Genomic DNA, 16,171 nt, shown 5'->3' on the forward strand with positions numbered 1-16,171 from the left:
TTACGGAGTCAGCCGACCGTCCACTTCTGGTTGGCGCCGCCCGAGCAGGTCCAGATCTGGAGCGGGGTGCCGTTGGCGGAGGTGTTGCCGGTGACGTCCAGGCACTTGTTGGCCTGTGGGTTGACGATGTCGTTCGCCGAGCTGACGGCCCACTGCTGGGCCGCGGAACCGTTGCAGTCGTAGAGCTGCACCTTGGTGCCGTCCGCGGTGCCGCCGGCGTTCACGTCCAGGCACTTGCCGAGGGCGCGGATCGTGCCGTCGGAGCCCACCGTCCACTGCTGGGCGGCCGAGCCGTTGCAGTCGTAGAGCTGTACGGCGGTCCCGTTGGCGGAGCTCGCCCCGTTGACGTCGACGCACTTGCCGGCGAGGCCCTTGATGGCCACGCCGGTGGCCGTGTCACTCGTGGTCACCGAGACCGAGTCCACCAGCAGTTGGGCCGGGAAGGCCGTGGCACTGTTCGGGTCGCCGGGCCAGTCGCCGCCGACCGCGAGGTTGAGGATGAGGAAGAACGGCTTGTTGAACGCCCAGGTGTTGCCGCCGACGTCGGCGGGTGTGCGGGTCTGGTAGACGACCCCGTCGACCGACCACTTGATCGAGTTGGGCGCCCAGTCGACGGCGAAGGTGTGGTAGGCGTCGGCGAAGGCCGCGCCGTTCGCCAGCGTGTAGCCGGCGCCTATCCCGTTGGCGCCGGAGTAGCCGGGGCCGTGGATGGTGCCGTGGATCGTGGAGGGTTCGAAGCCGACGTTCTCCATGACGTCGATCTCACCCGAGTTGGGCCAGCCGACCGAGCCGATGTCGGTGCCGAGCATCCAGAACGCGGGCCACATGCCCTGCCCGCGCGGGATCTTCATCCGGGCCTCGACGTGCCCGTACTGCGCGCTGAACTTCCCGGAGGTGTTCATCCGGGCCGAGGTGTACTGACAAGTGCCGTACCAGCACTGGTAGTTGGCCGGGTTCTCCTTCTTGGCGGTGATCACCAGATGGCCCTGGCCGTCCAGGGACGCGTTGTTGGTGCCGGACGTGTAGTACTCACGCTCGTGGTTGTTGACGTTGTCGCCGGTCTCCTGGGTCCACTTCGAGGAGTTGACGGCACTGCCGGCGGCCCCGTCGAAGGTGTCGGAGAACGTGACGGCGTCGGCCTGGACGTCCGACGTGGAAGCCGCCTGCGCCGGACCGATCGCGGCGGACGCGACCAGTGCGGCGGACAGGGCGGCGAAGAGGCATCTGCGGAGTACGCGTGGGGAGGCCACGGCATTCCCTTCTGTACGGCGGACGTGGGGACCGACACGCCGACTGAGGTGGGGGGTGAAAGCGTCGCCTCTTGATTTAAGGGATGAGATAAGGGGAGCGTCAATACCTTGGTACGGACCAGTAGTTGAATGTTACGGACCGGTAGTCGAAGGTCATGAAGTGGCCTTCGGCGCTTTGGACGCCTTCGATGCCTTTGTTGTCCTTGCTGCCTTCACGGTCTTCGCCGGCTGCTCGGTCTTCGCCGGCTTCTCGGGCTTCGGGGTCTTCGCCGCGGGCTTCCGCGCGTGTACGGCCTTGCCGAGCCGCCGTCCCATCAGGACCCAACCGATCAGCGCGCCCGTGGTGTTGAGGATGACATCGTCGATGTCGAAGGCCCGCCCGGTGATCAACGCGCCCTGCGCGAACTCCACCAGCAGCATCACCGTCGCCGTCAGCAGCAGCACCCGCAGGATGCCGCGCGCCCGGGGCGCGAACACCGGGACCAGCACACCGAACGGGATGCCGAGCACCACGTTCCCGCCGATCTGCTTGATGGCGTCCCGCATGGCCGGCTGGTCGAGATAGGCCTTCAGGGAGCGGCCCGGGTGCAGATTGGTGTGCACCAGCGCCTTGGACGCGGGGGACGGCTCCAGGGTGAGCTTGGCCAGTACGACGGCGAACCCCACCATGAAGGCGAAGGCGAGCAGCATCGAGAACAGGCGCAGCACGAGCGGGAGTTGATGCCGCTCGGGGCGGGCGGGCTTCGGTTCGGGATCCGTCTTCCTGGTGCGCAGGCGTGCGGTGGTACGGGCCATGCGGTGGTCCTCCAGTTGTCAACGTTCCTGCGTCGTGAGGCGGATACCCGGGAACCGGCCGGCGATGCCCTCGCCGGCCGGCGTCCGGTCAGGCGCTGTACGAGATGTTCACGTTCTTGAAGCCGAGCGAGCCGAGCAGACCCTTGAGCATGTTGGTGGTGTTGGTCTCGGCACGGGTGGTCAGGCCGCTGGTCTTGGCCGCCTCGGCTATGTGCTTGGAGGCGAGTTTCTGCACCGCCTGCTCGCTGTTGGGGTTGTCGGAGAAGATGTCGCCCAGGCGGTCCAGCAGACCGCGCTGCTTGGAGACCGTGTAGGAGTGGTCCGGGTCGAGCGCCGGCTTGCCGAGCGTCGCCTTCGGCAGCTTGATACTGGCCGACGTGCGGTCGCTGTTGACCGTCACGTCCTGCTTGCCGAGCTTGCCCAGGTCGACATAGCCCTCCACGGTGCCCGCGCCGACGTACAGCGTGCGGGTGCCGCGGATCGCCTGGGGCAGGAACTTGGCGTCCTTCTCCAGGTCCACGACGACCTGGAAGTTGCCGGAGGCCGCGTCGTAACGGCTCATGTCCTGAATGGACTTGAGCAGAGCGGGACCCGAACGGTCATGGGTCTCGGTGCCGAAGATGTCCCGCAGTCCCGGGAGCACGGCCAGTCGGAGCCCCGCGAACAGCACGGCGATCACAACGACGACGGCGGTGAGCACCTTCGCCCAGCCCGGCATGCGCCGGGTAGTACGGCTGATGGAAGTCGTCATGGGGACGGCCCTCCCTTCCTCTGTATCCGCATGCCCCTCAAATCGCTTGTCAGACCGACCTGTTGGCCGAACGGACACCCTGACGGGAGCGTGGAGGGCGCACTAACGTGAAAAGTCACTGTTCCGGCCCGCCAGGAGTCCCGGATGACCGCAGACAGCATTTCCCCGCAGCTTCGCCCCATGCATCTCGTGACCTACCCGGAGCCCGCTCCGCCCCGTCTTGTGACACTGGCCACCGGTACCCCGGTATGGCTGGTCACCCGGTACGCCGATGTGCGCCGGGTGCTCATGGACCCACGCTTCGACCGGAGTTCGCTGCACGCGAAGGACGCGCCGCCGCTGCTCGTCGTACCGAACATCCTCGACAACCCGGACGGGCTGCTGAACCAGGACGGCGCCGGGCACCAACAGCTGCGCGGCACGGTGCAACGGGCGTTCACACCCCGCGCGATCGCCCGCTGGCGGCCCTGGGTGGCGGCGGTGGTCGACGCGCTCCTCGACGACCTCGCCCGGCAGCCCCAACCCGCCGACATCGTCGGGGAGTTCACCTGTCCGCTGCCCGTCGCGGTGATCTGCCGGCTCATGGGACTCGACCACCTGGAGCGGGCCCGCATCCGCGACTGGGCCGACCACGCCCTGTCCGGCGGCGCGCACACGGCGGACCAAGTCATCGCCGCCATGGCGGAGTTCGGCGCCTTCGCCGGCCGACTGATCGGCGAACGGCGCCGCGAGCCCGGCGACGACCTGGTGAGCGCGCTGGTGACGGCCGGCGACAGCCTCGGCATCGAGGACCGGCACCTGGTGGCGCTGGTCTGCGGATTGGTCGTCGCCGGACACGAGACCACCATGACCGCGCTCGGCAACATCGTCGTCTACCTCCTCACCGACGGGAACGCGGCCCGGACCGCCCTCGCCGAGAGCGAGGAGTCGGCCGCGACCGCCGCCGAGCAACTGCTGCGCCACGTACCGCTCAGCGAGGGGCGCGTGCTGCCCGGGCTGCTCCGCCGGGCCGCCGAGGACGCCGAGATCGGCGGGGTGACAATCCCGGCGGGCAGCGTGGTAGCCGTCCAGACCAACTCCGCCAGCCGGGACCCCGACGTCTATCCCGCGGGCCCGCCCGACGTGACCGCCCCGCTCCCGGTACCCGGCGTGATCTTCGGGGCGGGACCCCACCACTGTCTGGGCGCCTGGCTGGCCCGCCTGGAACTCGAACTGGGCCTGCACCGCCTGATGGTCCGCTTCCCGCTGCTGCGCGCCGAGTTCACCCCGGACACCATCGAGTGGCGGGAGGGACAGCTGACCCGCGGCCCGCTACGGCTGCCGGTGTCCTGGTGAACACCTCCTAGTGCGGCCGCAGTTCACGGTCACCGGACGGACGCGACCACCACACCCCCTCCCCGTGCGTGAGCCCGGGCAGGCTCAGCTCCACCTCGCGCACCCGCCGCGCCGGCAGCTCGCCGGTGATCAGCCAACCGCCGACACCGCCCGTCGTCCCCGCGAACTCGGCGCGACAGGACGCGAGTTGCGCGGTCACCGGCGCCAGCGCGTCCAACGGGACCTCCGTCTCGAACGTGACGTACGGCTCGTACAGCCGCGTCCGCGCCAGCCGCAGCGCCCGGCGCAGCACGATCGGGGTCAGACCGCGGAAGTGCGCCGCCGTGCTGAGCGGGGCCGAATACCCGGAGCGGGTCAGGGTGACCCGGTAGTCCGTCACGGGCGCGCCCTCCAGCCCCCTGAGCAGGGTCACGTGGACCGTGTCCTCGATGGCCTGGTGGAACGCCCTCGGGAGCGCGCCGAGTTCGGTCTCGTAGCCGAAGATCCCGCCGGAGCCGCGCTCCGCCGGTTCGACGCGCAGCCCGATCGTGGCCCAGTAACGGGTGCCGTCGTGCCACGGCCGTTCTTCGCAGGCCTCACCGGTCCCGGCCGGGCGTTCCAGGAACCGCACCCGGCTCGGCTCGAAGGCGGCCGCAATTCCGAAGTCCTGGAGGAGAGTTGCCGCGACGACCTCCTTCTGGACCTCTCCGTACAGGAGCAGCACGGTCGCCCCGGACGCGGTCGGCCGCGCGTGCAGCAACGGGTCCTGGTCGGCCAGCGACAGGAGTGCCGAGCGCAGCGCGGCCCCCTGCTCGGGGTGCCGTGCCTGTACGACGGTCTCCAGGGTCGGCGGCGCGAACTGCGGTGCCCGCGCGGTGAGTTCACCGAGCCGGTCGCCGACCCGGATGTCCTTCGGGCCGGTCAGCGCCCCGATGTTCCCGGCGGTGAGCGGGCCGGGGCGGCCGATGACATCGAGCCGCGTGACGCGTCCGGAGACCTCGACGGTCCGCCCGTCCGCCCCGTGGCGGCGGAACGTGAGCCGCTGCTGCGGGGCCACCTCACCGTCGTAGAGCCGCAGATACGCCGTCCGTTCGCGGCCCGGGCCGGGGCGTACCGCGAAGATCGTGCCCCTCGGGGTGTCTGAGCCGGTGGTCGCGGGTGGGATCAAGCGGATCAGGTGGTCTACCAGGTCGGTGACGCCCTGGCCGCCGAGGGCCGAGCCGTGGAGGAGGGGGTGGATCGAGCCGTCGGCGGTGTGGGTGGCCAGGGACTTGCGCAGGTCGTCCGGGGTGGGCGCCGGGCCGTCGACGACGGCCGCGAGGATCGCCGGGTCGACCTCGGCCAGTGCCTCGGCAAGGTCCGGGTCGGTGGGCGGGCGGGGCCGTACGCGTGCCGCGGGTGTGCCGAGGGCCGTCACGTCCGTGAGGGGTGCGACGTGCGGGGTCAGGCGGCGGCGGATGTCCGTGAGGAGGTCCTCGGCGCGGGCGCCCGCTCGGTCGATCTTGTTGACGAAGACGAGCGTCGGAAGCCGTAGGCGGCGCAGGGTCCGCAGCAGGACGCGGGTCTGTGCCTGGACGCCCTCCACGGCGGACAGGAGCAGGACCGCGCCGTCGAGCACCTCCAGGGCGCGCTCCACCTCCGCGATGAAGTCCGAGTGGCCCGGAGTGTCGATCAGGTTGATCTGGGTGTCACCGACCGTGAACGCGGCGACGGCCGAGCGGATGGTGATCCCGCGCTGCCGCTCGATCGCGCCGTCGTCCGTACGGGTGTCACCCGCGTCGACGCTGCCGAGCCGGTCGATCGCGCCGTGGTCGAACAGCAGCCGCTCGGTGAGGCTGGTCTTACCGGCGTCGACGTGGGCCAGAATTCCGATGTTCAGGGTGTGCATGCGTGATCGAGTCCTCGAGAACCGTCGTCCAGTGGGGAAGCTGGTGGATTCCGAGGAGTCGGCGCATCTGGGGCTCCTGACATGCGGGGGAGTACGGACGCGGCCATCATGGCGTGCGGGAGTGGGCGGCTCGCAACCCGTTTTCGCGGGTCAGTAGCATGAACCACGGCCGGGAATGATCATGCGAGGAGCAGCAGATCGTGCGAGACATCGCCGTGTTCAGCGGGAACGCCCATCCCGAGTTGGCCAGGGAGGTCTGCGCGCATCTCGGTGTTCCGCTCAGCCCCACCCGGGTCAGCCGGTTCGCCAACGACTGCCTGGAGGTACAGCTCCAGGCCAACTGCCGGGAACGGGACGTCTTTCTGATCCAGCCGCTCGTCAAGCCGGTTCAAGAGAACCTGGTGGAGCTGCTGTTGATGTGCGACGCGGCGCGCGGCGCCTCCGCCGGGCGGATCACCGTCGTCATGCCGCACTACTCGTACGCCCGCTCCGACAAGAAGGACGCCCCGCGCATCTCGCTCGGCGGGCGGCTCGTCGCAGACCTGATGGTGGCGGCGGGCGCGAGCCGCGTGCTGGCCATGACCCTGCACTCGCCCCAGGTGCACGGCTTCTTCTCGGTGCCGGTCGACCATCTGCACGCGCTGCGTGAACTCGCCGCGCATTTCCGGCAGTACGACCTCTCCCGCACCACCGTCGTCTCCCCGGACCTCGGCAACGCCAAGGAGGCCGCCGCGTTCGCCCGGCTGATCGGCGCCCAGGTGGCCGCCGGCGCCAAGCAGCGGTACGCGGACGACCGGGTCGTCATCAGCTCCGTCATCGGTGACATCGCCGACCGGGACGTCATCGTGCTGGACGACGAGATCGCCAAGGGCAGTACCGTGCTCGAACTCCTGGACCGGCTGCGGGAGTTGGGCCCGCGCTCGATCCGAGTGGCCTGTACGCACGGCCTGTTCGCGGCGGGCGCGCTCAAGCGGATCGGCGAGCAGCCCGACGTACTGGAGATCGTCTGCACCAACACGGTGCCGGTGCCCGAGGAGGAGCGCACCGAGAAGCTGCGCATCCTGTCCATCGCCCCCGCGCTCGCCGAGGCCGTACGCCGCATTCACAACGGCGAGTCCGTCAGCGCCCTGTTCGACGCGCCGCCGAACGAATAGACATGAGGGGACGGAGCAACGCTCGGCATCAACCGAGGTGATCAGGAGGACTCGCCGTGGCGAAGGCGAAGTTCGAGCGGACCAAACCCCATGTGAACGTCGGCACCATCGGTCACATCGACCACGGCAAGACCACCCTCACAGCGGCCATCACGAAGGTGCTGCACGACCGGTTCCCCGACCTCAACCCCTTCACGCCGTTCGACCAGATCGACAAGGCGCCCGAGGAACGGCAGCGCGGCATCACGATCTCGATCGCCCACGTCGAGTACCAGACCGAACACCGGCACTACGCGCACGTCGACTGCCCCGGGCACGCCGACTACATCAAGAACATGATCACCGGCGCCGCCCAGATGGACGGCGCGATCCTCGTCGTCGCGGCCACCGACGGACCCATGCCGCAGACCAAGGAACACGTCCTGCTGGCCCGGCAGGTCGGCGTGCCGTACATCGTCGTCGCCCTCAACAAGACGGACATGGTCGACGACGAGGAGATCCTGGAACTCGTCGAGCTGGAGGTGCGCGAACTGCTCACCGAGTACGAGTTCCCCGGCGACGACCTCCCGGTGGTCAAGGTGTCCGCGCTCAAGGCCCTCGAAGGGGACCCCGAGTGGACCGCCTCGGTGCTCGAACTCCTCGCCGCCGTCGACGAGTTCGTGCCCCAGCCGGTACGGGACGTGGACCGGCCGTTCCTGCTGCCGATCGAGGACGTCTTCACCATCACCGGGCGCGGCACGGTCGTCACCGGCCGGATCGAGCGCGGTGTGCTGAAGGTCAACCACGAGGTGGAGATCATCGGCATCCACCCGCAGAAGACCCGGACGACCGTCACCGGCATCGAGATGTTCCGCAAACTCCTCGACGAGGGCCGGGCCGGCGAGAACGTCGGACTGCTGCTGCGCGGGGTCAAGCGCGAGGACGTGGAGCGCGGCCAGGTCGTCATCAAGCCCGGATCGGTCACCCCGCACACGGAGTTCGAGGCCCGCGCGTACATCCTGTCCAAGGACGAGGGCGGCCGGCACACGCCCTTCTTCCACAACTACCGCCCGCAGTTCTACTTCCGCACGACGGACGTGACCGGAGTGGTGACCCTGCCGAAGGGCACCGAGATGGTCATGCCGGGCGACAACACGACCATGCACGTCGAGCTGATCCAACCCATCGCCATGGAGGAGGGGTTGAAGTTCGCGATCCGTGAGGGCGGCCGGACGGTCGGGGCCGGTCAGGTCACCAAAATCCTCAAGTAGCGGTCCCTGCAAGGCTCATAACGTGCCGGACGTGGCCTCGGGCTGCCCCAGGGCCGCGTCCAGCGTCGGCTGCGGCGGCAGCAGCCGACTGAGGCCGGTGACCCGCAGGATGCGCAGCGTCAGCGGATGGGCGCAGACGAGGCGCAGCCTGCCGTCGCGCTCCAACACCCGCTGCCGTGCCCGGTACAGCAGGCGCAGCCCCGAGCAGTCGAAGAACTCGACCTGGCTGAGGTCGATCACGATCCGCGCGCGGGGCCGCGCCGTCACCCGGTCCAGATACGGCAGGATCTCCGTCGCCGAGGCGATGTCGATCTCGCCGCGGAACTCCAGGACCGTGAACCCGCGGTCCCGGTGGATCCGCAGATGCCGGGTCAGCGGCGCGGGTTCCTGCTGCACGTCCACTTCGCCTCCAACCGGCCCTCGGTGAAGCGGGGTTGAGCGTAGAAGCGCTCCCCGCCCTGCAAGTTACCCTCGATGGAGTGAATTTGAGCATGTTCGATTGACATATGTCTTCGAATCTAGCCAGAGCTTTCTGAGATGTTCGGCGCAGTCACGCGCCGGCGCACGCCCGGGCCTACGACAGTGCGTGCCAGGCCTTGGAAAGTGCCTGTCGGAACTGCTCGCTCTGATGTGCCGTGAGCTGGGCGACCATCCGTTCCTCCAGCTCCCGCGCCGGCTCGGCGCAGCCCGTCAGCAGCTCCCGCCCCTCCTCGGTCAGCAGGATCAGCAGCTCGCGACGATTCCGTGGATTGCGCTCCCGGCGGATCAGCCCGCGCCCCTCCAGGGAGCGCACGAGATCGGCGATGGACTGCGCGGTGACGAAGGAGTCCCGGGCGAGCTGCGCCGCGGACAGGCCGTCGTGTCGCTGCAGGACCGTGAGCGCGGTGTACTGGAGTGCGGTGATCCCGTACGGCCTGACCAGCTCGTCCAGGTGGGAGCGGACGACCAGCTCCACCTGCTTGACCATGTACAGCAGGGAGGGGGGTGCCTTCGTCACGTGGGTGCCGACAAGGGGTTCGGTCAGGGGGCCAGCCAAGGGTTCAGCCATGGATTCACCCTAGAGCATTGACAGGAAACCTGTCTGTAACGAGACTGCGGACCAGACGAGAAACCAACAGGAATCCTGTTGGTTGAAATCTTGGCAACGATAGTCCTGGCAACGATGCTGAGGAGTGGCGATGACCGCCTTCGAGATCGAACCCGGCCGCCTGTTCGTCGGGGGCCGCTGGTGCGAGGCCGCCGACGGAGCGTGCACCGAGGTGGTCGACCCGTCCCGGGGCCGGGTCGTCACCACGGTCGCGGAGGCGGGCCCCGCCGATGTGGACGCCGCCGTCCGCGCCGCCCGCGAGGCCTTTGACAACGGCCACTGGTCCGGGCTCAGCGGCCGGGAACGCGGCCGGATCCTGCACCGCGTCGCCGAGCTGATCCGCGAGAACGCCGACGAACTCGCCCAGTTGGAGAGCCTCGACGTGGGCAAACCCATCACCCTCTGCCACGCCGTCGACGTGACCAACGCGGCCAACGACTACGAGCACTACGCGGCACTCGCCCACTCCCTGGACGGCGCCGTCCGCGACACCCCGCTCAACGCCCTCGCCTACACCAAGCGCGAGCCGCTCGGCGTGGTCGCCGCGATCACCCCCTTCAACTTCCCGCTGATTCTGGCCGGTTCGAAACTCGCCCCCGCCCTCGCGGCCGGCAACACCGTGGTCCACAAGCCCGCAGACGAGACCCCGCTCAGCGCCCTCTACATGGCCGGACTGCTCCAGCGGGCCGGCGTCCCGGACGGCGTCGTCAACGTCGTCACCGGTGCGGGCCCGGTCGCCGGCGAGGCCCTCCTGCGGCACACCGGCATCGACAAGATCGCCTTCACCGGCTCCACGGCCGTCGGCCGGCACGCCGCGAGCATCGCCGGCGAGAACCTCAAGTCCGTGACCATGGAACTCGGCGGCAACGCGGCCCACCTCGTCTTCGAGGACGCCGACCTGGAGAAGGCCGTCGGCGCGGTCATCAAGGGCTTCGTCTTCAACACCGGCCAGTTCTGCATGGGCGGCCCCCGTCTGCTGGTGGCCCGCCCCGTCTACAGCACCCTCCTCAACATCCTCGCCGACGCCGTCCCCGGCGTACCGCTCGGCGACCCCCGGCTGCCCGAGACCGTCGTCGGCCCGATGGCGGGGGAGAAGCACCTGCGGAAGGTCGAGGAGTACGTCGACCTCGCCCGCAAGGAGGGCGCCCGCATCGTCTGCGGCGGCGAACGCCTCGACCTGGACGGCGGCTACTACTACAAGCCCACGGTCATCGCCGACCTCGCCAACGACTCCCGGGTGATCCAGGAGGAGATCTTCGGCCCGGTCCTCACCGTGCAGCCCTTCGACACCGAGGGCGAGGCCGTCCAACTCGCCAACTCCACGCCCTACGGCCTGGCTTCGGGCATCCAGACCGGCAACCTCGCCCGCGCCCACCGCATCGCCGACCGGCTCCAGGCGGGCATCGTCTGGATCAACGACTGGGCGATGCTCGACCCCAACGTCCCCTTCGGCGGCGTCAAGGACTCCGGCTTCGGCCGCGAGTACGGCCCCGAGGGCCTCGCCGCCTACACCCGGACCAAGTCCGTCGTCGTCTCCCTCGACTGACCACGCCCACCTAGGAGTTCGTACGATGTCCACCACCACGCGCGCGGCCGTCGTCGAGTCGGGTGGCGCACCCTTCACCCTCACCGCCGTCGAACTGGCCGAGCCGGGTCCGCACGAGGCGCTGGTCCGGGTCGTCGCAACCGGCCTGTGCCACACCGACCTTGGAGCAGCCAGCGGCGGACTGCCGTTCCCGCTCCCCGGAGTTCTCGGTCACGAGGGCGCCGGTGTCGTCGAGGCGGTCGGCTCGGCCGTCACCGGTGTCGTACCCGGCGACCATGTCGTGCTGTCCTTCACGTCCTGCGGGGAGTGCCGCAACTGCCAGGGCGGACACCCCGCTTACTGCGCGACCTGGCTGCCGCTGAACCTCATCGGCGGTCGCCGTGCCGACGGCAGCAGCACCATCAGCCGCGACGGCGAACCGCTCGGCGGGCACTTCTTCGGTCAATCCTCGTTCGCCGAACGGGCGTTGGTCGACGAGCGCAGCCTGGTGAAGGTCGACCCGGACGTGCCACTGGAGTCGATCGCCCCGCTGGGCTGCGGAGTTCAGACCGGTGTCGGCGCCGTCTGGAACGTCCTCAAGCCCCGGCTCGGTGACACGATCGTGGTGCTCGGTGCCGGAGCGGTGGGTCTCTCCGCGGTGATGGCAGCCGCGCTCACCCCGGCCACCCGGATCATCGCCGTCGACCGCGTCGGTGAACGCCTGTCCCTGGCAAAGGAGTTGGGAGCCACCCACACCGTCAACGCGGGCGAGGCCGACCTCCGCGAGACCCTCGCGGTACTGACCGACGGCCAGGGAGCCGACGGCATCGTCGAGACGACCGGCAATGTCGGCGTCCTCCGCCAGGGCGCCGACGCGCTCGCCGCTCGGGGCACGCTGGTCGTCGTAGGGGCACCGCCGTTCGGCAGTGAAGTCGCCCTGGACGTCAACGGGTTGCTGCCCGGGAAGCGGATCGTGGGCCTCACGCTCGGCGACAGCGAGACGCAGAGTTTCATCCCCGCGCTCGTCCAACTGGTCAAGGAGGGGCGGCTGCCGCTGCACCGCCTGATCACCACATATCCGTTCGCGGACATCGACCAGGCGGTGCGGGACATGAGCGCGGGCAAGGCGATCAAGCCCGTGCTCACCTTCTGACCCGTTCGGTCGGTCAGTCGACCGTCAGCACCAGCTTGCCCGCGGTGCGGCCGGTGGCGCCGAGCGCGTGTGCCTCGGCGGCATCGGCCAGCGGGAATGTCGCGGCGATCGTCGCGCGCAGCTTGCCCGCCTCGACGAGTTCCGCGATCGACTCCATGTCGGCGCGGTCGGCGTCGACGAGCATCCGTACCGCCCGTACACCGAGCCGCTCGGCCTCCTCGTAGAAGTCCGGCTTGCCCATCGGCACGATGGAGACCACGATCCCGCCCGGACGCAGCACCCGCAGCGACTTGAGCGCGGTCTCGCCGCCGAGCATGTCCAGGACGACATCCACGTCCTTCACGGCCTCGCTGAAGTCGGTCTCCCGGTAGTCGATCGCCTCGTCGACACCGAGCTCGCGCAGGAAGTCGTGCTTGGCCGCGCTCGCCGTACCGATCACATACGCGCCGCGCGCCTTCGCGATCTGCACGGCCACATGCCCGACCCCGCCGGCCGCCGCGTGGATCAACACCCGCTGCCCGGGCTGGACTTGGGCGTTCTCCACCAGCGCCTGCCACGCGGTCAGCGAGACCAGGGGGAGCGCGCCCGCCTGGACGTGGTCGATACCGGCCGGCTTGTGGACGAAGGCGCGGGCGGGGGCGGCGACGTACTCGGCGTGCGAGCCGTGGCCCCACGGGTAGGACAGCATCCCGAAGACCTCGTCGCCGGGTGCGAGACGGGCGACACCGACACCGACGGCCTCGACGACGCCGGAGACGTCCCAGCCGAGGGTGAACGGCGGCTCGCCGAGGAAGCCGCCGGTGGCCCGGTGCTTCCAGTCGGTGGGGTTGAGCCCGGCGGCGTGGACCCGGATCAGGATCTCGTTGGCACGCGGCGCGGGCCGCTCGACCTCGGCGACTTCGAGAACCTCGGGACCGCCGAGGGCGTTCTGCGTGATGACTCGCATGGTGTTCACAGTGCTCATGGTCAGTCAGCCTGCCGGGTCCCGCACGACAAGGAAATGGCACGATGGCCAACCTTCGATAGAATCGTGCCATGCAGCATGTGGAACGGGTCGTGGTCCTGGCGCTCGACGGCGTCTACCCCTTCGAGCTGGGTATCCCCAGCCGTATCTTCGGCGCGGCCGACGGCCACTACGAGGTGCTGACCTGCACGGTCGACGGCCGTCCGGTGCGCACCAACGCCGACTTCTCGGTCGCGGTGGAGCACGGCCCGGAGATCCTCGAAACGGCGGACACGGTCGTGGTCGCCTCCATGGCGACCCCGCGCATCCCCGAGGGGCTGCCCGCCGAGATCGCCGCCGCCCTCGCCCGGATCCGCCCGGACGCGCGGATCGTCTCGATCTGTACGGCCGCCTTCGTGCTCGCCGCCGCCGGTCTCCTCGACGGCCGCCGGGCCACCACCCACTGGCAGGTCGTCGACCGTTTCCGGGCCCTGTATCCGCAGGTCGACCTGGACCCGGACGTGCTCTTCGTCCACGACGGCCGGATCCTCACCTCCGCGGGCGCGGCCTCCGGAGTCGACATCTGCCTGCACATCGTGCGCACGGACCACGGCAGCGAACTCGCCAACGCGGTCGCCCGCAGCTGTGTCGTTCCGCCGTTCCGCGACGGAGGCCAGGCCCAGTACATCCAGCAGCCGGTGCCGGACTGCGGGGTCACCAGCACGGCCGCCACCCGCGACTGGGCCCTCACCCGCCTCGACGAGCCCCTCGCCCTGACCGATCTCGCCCGGCACGCCGGCATGAGCCTGCGCACCTTCGCCCGCCGCTTCAACGACGAGGTGGGCCTCAGCCCCGGCCGCTGGCTGATCCAGCAGCGGGTCGCCCGCGCCCGCGACCTCCTGGAGGCCAGCGACTTGTCGGTCGACCAGATCGCCGGCCGCGTCGGCTTCGCCACGGGCGCGTCCCTGCGGCAGCACCTGCACGCGGCGATCGGGGTCTCCCCGCAGGCGTACCGGCGGACGTTCCAGGAAACCCGCTGAACAACCCCAACGTTTCGGCCCGCCCACGCGTCGTAGGAACGAGACGCGAGGGGGTAAGGCATGCGCAGAGGGCTCGCAGGGGTCGTAGTGCTGGTGGCCGTGACGGCGGTGGGATGCGGCACCGAGGACGGGATAGACGTCGTGGTCGCGGGCACACCGCCGGCCAAGCCCTACGCCGGACCGCTGTACGTACCGGCCACCGACTCCGACGAGTCGGGTGCCGCCGGCCGGGCGCTGGAGTGCGACGGCAAGATGTACGCGGGCGGCGACGCCGAGACCTGGAGCAAAGGCGACGGAGGCAAGAACCCCGAGGGCGGCCTGCGGGCGTACTTCGACATCGAGCAGCCGGACGTGCCGAGTACGGGCTACCGCGTCGAGCGCAGGGCGGACGGGCGCGTCCTGTTCTCCTACGACGTCGGCGGCCGTACGAAGGTCGCCGTCGTCGTCGCCAAGGACGGGAAGAACAGGCCGGGTTGGGGCCCCGAGACCAGCGCCTCCTGCAACCCTGCCGAATTCCCGGCGAGCTTCACCAAGGCGCACGGATACGAGATCTGGACGGACAGGGACGGACACCGCCTGCCGACCACGGTGGTGAGCAGTTCGCCCGGTGCCGCGCACTGCGACTGGCAGAAGGCGCACTTCCTGGAGACCGGCGACGGCAAGAACGGCAGACTGTACGCGCGCGATCCGGACGGGGTGCTCGAACCCGGCATGCTCACCGCCTCCTACGACGGTGACGTCCGCATGCCCGTGAGCGCCCGCGGCACCGGATACCGGTACCAGGACTGGCAGTTGTGGCTCACGTCCGACGCGTCGAAGGCCTACGTCCGCACGCCCGACGGCGTGGAGGCGTGGCCCTTGGTCAAGGACGGGATGCGCTGTATGTGAGCGTCCCTCACCGGCTCATGTGCAGCGCGACCAGCAACTGCCATACCTGGTCGGCGATTTCCTCCGCCGTGCCCTCCAACAGCCCGTGCAGCCAGTCGGCGAGAACCCCGCCGAAGGTCCCGGCGACGGCCGAGGCGACCAGCGGGGCGTCCGGCGCGCCCGCGAGTTCGCGCTCGCGGAGGCTGTAGGCGCGCAGGTCCCGGTGCAGCACCCGGCCGAGCGGGCCGCCGCCGCCCGGGCTCAACAGGGCGCGGTACAGGGCCGCGTGGGGGAGCAGCCCGGCGAAGAACTCCGGCAGCGCGGGCGGCGCGTGCACCGGATCGGGCCGCCCGCGCCACGCGTGGAGTGCCTCCACGGCCTCCCGTACGACGTCCGCGCAGGCGTCGACCGCAAGCGCTTCCAGCCCGTCGTAGTGGACGTAGAAGGTGGCCCGGCCGACCCCCGCGCGGCGCGCCAGGGCGGCGACGCCGACCTCCTCCAGGGGGTGTTCGGCGCACTCGTCGAGGAGGGCCTGGCGCAGCCGTGCCCGGGTGCGGGCGGCCCGCCGGTCCTCGGGCTCGGCGCGGCTCACCGGGCGATCAGGACGGCGGCCAGGGCCACCGCGCCGGGCAGCGCCTGGGCGAACAGGATGCGCCGGTTCGCCGTCACCGTGCCGTAGACGCCCGCGATCACGACGCAGCTCAGGAAGAACACCTGGGCGCGGAAGCCGGTCGGGTCGGCGGCGATCAGGCCCCAGATCAGACCCGCGGCGAGGAAGCCGTTGTACAGCCCCTGGTTCGCGGCCAACGGCGCGGTGGCTCTTGCCATGTCGGGGTCGAAGCCGTGCAGTCCGCGCCCGGGCTTCTTCTCCCACAGGAACATCTCCAGCACCAGGATGTACAGATGCAGCGCGGCCACCAGCCCCACCAGCACGTTCGCGAGCGTTTCCATGATCGATCGACTCCTCGTCAACTTGGACAGGTGTCTACTATAACTGGACACATGTCCATGTTCAGACTTTCCGGAGAGTGACGGAACCCTCACTTCCGCACCGCCTCGAGGTTGATCTTTTACGGTTCAAACCCGATAAGCTCCCGTGCGGCGCAGCGAGTTGACGTGGTCGAAACGGGTCGGCTCCTGGTGCGTCCTCCTGA

The 16,171-nt window shown here is 69.8% G+C and carries 16 protein-coding genes; 7 read left to right on the top strand and 9 right to left on the bottom strand.

What is annotated here, in order from left to right; all coding sequences use genetic code 11:
• Positions 1-8: 8 nt before the first annotated feature.
• The 3 genes from SPR02S_RS14690 to SPR02S_RS14700 form a co-directional block, all read right to left on the bottom strand.
• On the bottom strand, positions 9-1,250 hold the full coding sequence (locus tag SPR02S_RS14690) for a glycoside hydrolase family 16 protein (protein WP_019057733.1): 1,242 nt from the start codon (positions 1,248-1,250) through the stop codon (positions 9-11).
• Positions 1,251-1,403: 153 nt separating this feature from the next.
• Positions 1,404-2,045 carry a VanZ family protein gene (locus tag SPR02S_RS14695; protein WP_019057734.1) on the bottom strand — a complete coding sequence of 214 codons (642 nt, stop codon included), beginning with the start codon at positions 2,043-2,045 and terminating at the stop codon, positions 1,404-1,406.
• Between the two features lie 88 nt (positions 2,046-2,133).
• Positions 2,134-2,796 carry a DUF4230 domain-containing protein gene (locus SPR02S_RS14700; protein WP_019057735.1) on the bottom strand — a complete coding sequence of 221 codons (663 nt, stop codon included), beginning with the start codon at positions 2,794-2,796 and terminating at the stop codon, positions 2,134-2,136.
• 144 nt (positions 2,797-2,940) lie between these two features.
• On the opposite strand from SPR02S_RS14700, the gene SPR02S_RS14705 reads away from it, so the two are divergent.
• Positions 2,941-4,131 (top strand): cytochrome P450, encoded by a 1,191-nt coding sequence (locus SPR02S_RS14705; RefSeq protein WP_019057736.1) that lies wholly within the window; start codon positions 2,941-2,943, stop codon positions 4,129-4,131.
• 7 nt (positions 4,132-4,138) lie between these two features.
• On the opposite strand, the gene otr(A) is transcribed toward SPR02S_RS14705, so the two are convergent.
• The gene (gene otr(A), locus SPR02S_RS14710; RefSeq protein ID WP_019057737.1) at positions 4,139-5,998 is read right to left on the bottom strand and encodes a tetracycline resistance ribosomal protection protein Otr(A); all 1,860 of its coding nucleotides are present in this window, start codon (positions 5,996-5,998) and stop codon (positions 4,139-4,141) included.
• A gap of 200 nt (positions 5,999-6,198) precedes the next feature.
• On the opposite strand from otr(A), the gene SPR02S_RS14715 reads away from it, so the two are divergent.
• Together SPR02S_RS14715 and tuf are read left to right on the top strand one after the other, a co-directional pair.
• A complete protein-coding gene (locus tag SPR02S_RS14715; protein WP_019057738.1) occupies positions 6,199-7,152 on the top strand; it encodes a ribose-phosphate diphosphokinase in 954 nt (317 codons plus the stop codon).
• A gap of 56 nt (positions 7,153-7,208) precedes the next feature.
• Positions 7,209-8,402 carry an elongation factor Tu gene (gene tuf / locus SPR02S_RS14720; RefSeq protein ID WP_019057739.1) on the top strand — a complete coding sequence of 398 codons (1,194 nt, stop codon included), beginning with the start codon at positions 7,209-7,211 and terminating at the stop codon, positions 8,400-8,402.
• Positions 8,403-8,417: 15 nt separating this feature from the next.
• Here tuf and SPR02S_RS14725 read toward each other — a convergent pair whose 3' ends face one another.
• Positions 8,418-8,798 (bottom strand): anti-sigma factor antagonist, encoded by a 381-nt coding sequence (locus SPR02S_RS14725; RefSeq protein WP_026150539.1) that lies wholly within the window; start codon positions 8,796-8,798, stop codon positions 8,418-8,420.
• Positions 8,799-8,976: 178 nt separating this feature from the next.
• On the bottom strand, positions 8,977-9,450 hold the full coding sequence (locus SPR02S_RS14730) for a MarR family winged helix-turn-helix transcriptional regulator (RefSeq protein ID WP_019057741.1): 474 nt from the start codon (positions 9,448-9,450) through the stop codon (positions 8,977-8,979).
• 130 nt (positions 9,451-9,580) lie between these two features.
• Between SPR02S_RS14730 and SPR02S_RS14735 the strand changes: the two genes are divergently transcribed.
• Together SPR02S_RS14735 and SPR02S_RS14740 are read left to right on the top strand one after the other, a co-directional pair.
• A complete protein-coding gene (locus SPR02S_RS14735; protein ID WP_019057742.1) occupies positions 9,581-11,035 on the top strand; it encodes an aldehyde dehydrogenase family protein in 1,455 nt (484 codons plus the stop codon).
• A gap of 25 nt (positions 11,036-11,060) precedes the next feature.
• Positions 11,061-12,167, top strand: a complete 1,107-nt coding sequence (locus tag SPR02S_RS14740) for an NAD(P)-dependent alcohol dehydrogenase (protein ID WP_019057743.1) — start codon at positions 11,061-11,063, stop codon at positions 12,165-12,167.
• 13 nt (positions 12,168-12,180) lie between these two features.
• Here the strand turns inward: SPR02S_RS14740 and SPR02S_RS14745 are convergent, their stop codons facing one another.
• Entirely contained in the window at positions 12,181-13,131 is a 951-nt protein-coding gene (locus SPR02S_RS14745; protein WP_174447540.1) for an NADP-dependent oxidoreductase, read from the bottom strand.
• Positions 13,132-13,202: 71 nt separating this feature from the next.
• On the opposite strand from SPR02S_RS14745, the gene SPR02S_RS14750 reads away from it, so the two are divergent.
• Both SPR02S_RS14750 and SPR02S_RS14755 read left to right on the top strand, forming a co-directional pair.
• Positions 13,203-14,150 (top strand): GlxA family transcriptional regulator, encoded by a 948-nt coding sequence (locus SPR02S_RS14750; RefSeq protein WP_019057745.1) that lies wholly within the window; start codon positions 13,203-13,205, stop codon positions 14,148-14,150.
• A gap of 60 nt (positions 14,151-14,210) precedes the next feature.
• The gene (locus tag SPR02S_RS14755; RefSeq protein WP_019057746.1) at positions 14,211-15,038 is read left to right on the top strand and encodes a hypothetical protein; all 828 of its coding nucleotides are present in this window, start codon (positions 14,211-14,213) and stop codon (positions 15,036-15,038) included.
• Positions 15,039-15,045: 7 nt separating this feature from the next.
• On the opposite strand, the gene SPR02S_RS14760 is transcribed toward SPR02S_RS14755, so the two are convergent.
• The gene (locus tag SPR02S_RS14760; RefSeq protein WP_019057747.1) at positions 15,046-15,609 is read right to left on the bottom strand and encodes a TetR/AcrR family transcriptional regulator; all 564 of its coding nucleotides are present in this window, start codon (positions 15,607-15,609) and stop codon (positions 15,046-15,048) included.
• Positions 15,606-15,968 carry a DUF1304 domain-containing protein gene (locus tag SPR02S_RS14765; protein WP_019057748.1) on the bottom strand — a complete coding sequence of 121 codons (363 nt, stop codon included), beginning with the start codon at positions 15,966-15,968 and terminating at the stop codon, positions 15,606-15,608. Before SPR02S_RS14765 ends, SPR02S_RS14760 begins: the two co-directional genes overlap by 4 nt.
• Between the last annotated feature and the right edge of the window lie 203 nt (positions 15,969-16,171).

Origin of the sequence: Streptomyces prunicolor NBRC 13075, assembly GCF_000367365.1 — a bacterium.
Classification (GTDB): domain Bacteria; phylum Actinomycetota; class Actinomycetes; order Streptomycetales; family Streptomycetaceae; genus Streptomyces; species Streptomyces prunicolor.

Bases quoted from the DNA above. Each gene is read 5' to 3' on its own strand.
- SPR02S_RS14755 (WP_019057746.1), top strand. From the start codon at position 14,211: ATGCGCAGAGGGCTCGCAGGGGTCGTAGTGCTGGTGGCCGTGACGGCG.
- SPR02S_RS14740 (WP_019057743.1), top strand. From the start codon at position 11,061: ATGTCCACCACCACGCGCGCGGCCGTCGTCGAGTCGGGTGGCGCACCC.
- SPR02S_RS14765 (WP_019057748.1), bottom strand. From the start codon at position 15,968: ATGGAAACGCTCGCGAACGTGCTGGTGGGGCTGGTGGCCGCGCTGCAT.
- SPR02S_RS14735 (WP_019057742.1), top strand. From the start codon at position 9,581: ATGACCGCCTTCGAGATCGAACCCGGCCGCCTGTTCGTCGGGGGCCGC.
- SPR02S_RS14705 (WP_019057736.1), top strand. From the start codon at position 2,941: ATGACCGCAGACAGCATTTCCCCGCAGCTTCGCCCCATGCATCTCGTG.
- SPR02S_RS14695 (WP_019057734.1), bottom strand. From the start codon at position 2,045: ATGGCCCGTACCACCGCACGCCTGCGCACCAGGAAGACGGATCCCGAA.
- SPR02S_RS14745 (WP_174447540.1), bottom strand. From the start codon at position 13,131: ATGAGCACTGTGAACACCATGCGAGTCATCACGCAGAACGCCCTCGGC.
- SPR02S_RS14700 (WP_019057735.1), bottom strand. From the start codon at position 2,796: ATGACGACTTCCATCAGCCGTACTACCCGGCGCATGCCGGGCTGGGCG.
- SPR02S_RS14730 (WP_019057741.1), bottom strand. From the start codon at position 9,450: ATGGCTGAACCCTTGGCTGGCCCCCTGACCGAACCCCTTGTCGGCACC.
- SPR02S_RS14750 (WP_019057745.1), top strand. From the start codon at position 13,203: ATGCAGCATGTGGAACGGGTCGTGGTCCTGGCGCTCGACGGCGTCTAC.